The 2,692-nt window shown below is 29.6% G+C and carries 2 protein-coding genes and 1 pseudogene; all 3 read right to left on the bottom strand.

Annotated elements, in window-relative coordinates; all coding sequences use genetic code 11:
* Positions 1-7: 7 nt before the first annotated feature.
* Positions 8-787: a helix-turn-helix domain-containing protein gene (locus ACLR9T_RS13725; protein ID WP_413110056.1), complete on the bottom strand. Its 780-nt coding sequence runs from the start codon at positions 785-787 to the stop codon at positions 8-10.
* Positions 788-801: 14 nt separating this feature from the next.
* Positions 802-2,229, bottom strand: a complete 1,428-nt coding sequence (locus ACLR9T_RS13720; protein WP_413110055.1) for a glycoside hydrolase family 1 protein — start codon at positions 2,227-2,229, stop codon at positions 802-804.
* Positions 2,230-2,240: 11 nt separating this feature from the next.
* Positions 2,241-2,692, bottom strand: a pseudogene (locus ACLR9T_RS13715) (mannose-6-phosphate isomerase); the annotation flags it as partial.

Genomic DNA, 2,692 nt, shown 5'->3' with positions numbered 1-2,692 from the left:
CAATCTCTTATGCAACTTGCATTTCAATCGATAAGTAAAACTCTTCCGGAATCTCAAATTCAGTTAATAAATGCTTAGATTTAGCTCTTGAAATCATAACCAATATGTAAACGAGGAAATCAATTAAAGATGTATCAGATAAAGAAACATTATATTTTTTTAACAATGATATAATCTTATAATCTAACATCTCTTTATTTTTATAAAGGCTCTTTAAAAAATCAAACATAATATATGAGTGCTTGTAATTAATGAAAATAATATCTGATAATATAATTCGTTTGTTTTCTTCACGTCCTTCTAAAATCAACCCTACATTTGCTTTAGAGTTTATTTTCAGTTCATGCTTCGCAAACCATTCTCTAAGATTAGACAGTTCCTTAGATAAAGTTGATCTTGATACAAAAATTTCTTCTGCAAGATCATCTATCTTAATTCCTGTGTCGCATTCAAGGAGTCGCTTTGAATCATAAAAAGTTCTATTTATATATAGATAGTAATCAAAATTATGGTTACGCTCATGGTTTTCAATCTTGTTAATAAGCTCTAGTGCCTCCAAATAATCTGTAAAATCTATACGATATCCTTTAGGGGTACGTGAAATCAATCGATATCCAAATTCATTTAATAATTCTTGCACATTAATAATTTCATCTCTAACTAATCTCCTACTTATTCCAATATGATTTGCGATTTCATAAGAGGTTGCATAATCATCTAAGAAAGATAAATATCTTATAATTTGAATACAGTAACTTTCTTGATTAAAAATTTGAGCTCTAACCATAATTAATCACCTCACTAATACTCTACATTATTTTCCAAATCATTACCATTGCTTGCAATACATTTTTTATACCAATAAAATGATTTCTTTGGATATCTCTTTAGGTCCTTTAAATCTTTAACATCCCTATTAATATAAATAAATCCATATCGCTTCAACATTTCTTTGTGGGCACTTAGAAAATCAATACTACTCCAAGCTAGATACCCAATAACATCTACACCATCATTTTCAATCGCAGTTTTCATAGCTTGAATATGTTCTTGATAATAATCTATACGATTATCATCATAAATTTTACCATTAATCATTTCCTCTTTGATACCTATTCCATTTTCAACAATAAAAATAGGTAGATGATAACGTTCGTGTAATTGAATTAATGACAATCTAAGAGCATCAGGATCAATTGTCCAATTCCATTCACTTGCGTTATATAATGGATTTTGTACAAATCCTTTCCCCCATAAAAGATTGTTTTCAAAATCTATTATTGATTCATTTTTAATAGTTCTATATGATGTAACCATCATTGAACGATAATAAGATATAGCTAAATATCCTAATTCTTTAGAAGCCTTAAGTACATCCTCTTGTTCTGCATTATTAAATTCACATTCAATATCTCTTTTTTCCATGAAAGAAACAAAATATTCCGGTAAGTATCCTGATGTCATAATATCAAAGGAAAGATAATTCATGAATTTATGCGAGAATTCACAAGCAATCATATCCCTTGAAGTAGTAGTTGCAGGTTGGAACAAACAATAATTAACCATTCCACCAACCATAGCATCAGGTATTTCTTTTTTTATTGCTAAAACTGCCCTTGCATGAGCAACTTGAATATTAATATATAGTTGAGAATAAAATTCTTCTTTACTCATATAATCAGGCTTATTAGTTCCAGCAACCAAATCACTTTGATATGGAGCAAGATTTGTTTCATTATAAGTAATCCAGTATTTAACTTTATCATTCATTCTTTTAGCAATACACCTTACATGTTCAACATAAAAGTCTATAACTTTTTTATTTAAAAAACCATTATATGCCCTCATCAGATGATCAGGCATATCAAAATGAACTAAGGAAACAACTGGTTCAATTCCCTTCGATAACATATAATCAATCATTTCTTCATAAAAGTCTAATCCCTTTTCATTAGTTTCATCGTCGCCATTAGGATGTATCCGTGACCAAATAATTGAGAAACGGTAAGCTTTAATGCCCATTTCGGCCATTACCTCTTTAAAATGATGATAATGATCTGTTGCAACCTTAGTATCACTATATTGAGATTCAATCCCAGGTTCAGGTGTAACAACAAGTGTGTCATATACATTTAATCCCTTTCCATCTTCTAGGTAGCCACCTTCTGCTTGAACATTGCTTAACGCAGCTCCCCATAAAAAATCTTTTCTTAATTCTTTCTTTTTCATCGTCTTTCCTCTTATTTTGTGGTCATCATAATTATCATCTGACCATCAAATTCTACTTTATTATTTATAGGAATGATAAAATTATCTCCCATTTTTATTTCAACACCATCAGCCTTTCCACAACCTTTAACAACCGTTGCTAGTTGATAGTTATTATAAATATAGCTACTCAATCCACTTACTTCTAACTTTGTAACTGTAAATGAGTCATTGGATATATAGACAGTTTCCTTAATGTTGTCATATTTTTTTTCAATTGGTTGAACATTATTTTCCATTTTTGATTGATCATAATTTAGACATTCAATAGCTTTATCTAAATGTAATTCACGTTCATTACCTTGAGAATCTTTTCGATGATAGTCATAAAAACGATAAGTAATATCTGTTGCTTGTTGTATTTCATAAACTACACTCCCTTTTCTCAAGGCGTGTAACAATCCAGCCGGCAAATATACAAAAT

This window comes from Thomasclavelia sp., from assembly GCF_047249845.1.
Taxonomy (GTDB): domain Bacteria; phylum Bacillota_I; class Bacilli_A; order Erysipelotrichales; family Coprobacillaceae; genus Thomasclavelia.
The sequence above is the reverse complement of the archived record's forward strand: the minus strand, read 5'-3'. Positions and strand labels throughout refer to the sequence as shown.

Bases quoted from the DNA above. Each gene is read 5' to 3' on its own strand.
- ACLR9T_RS13720 (WP_413110055.1), bottom strand. From the start codon at position 2,229: ATGAAAAAGAAAGAATTAAGAAAAGATTTTTTATGGGGAGCTGCGTTA.
- ACLR9T_RS13725 (WP_413110056.1), bottom strand. From the start codon at position 787: ATGGTTAGAGCTCAAATTTTTAATCAAGAAAGTTACTGTATTCAAATT.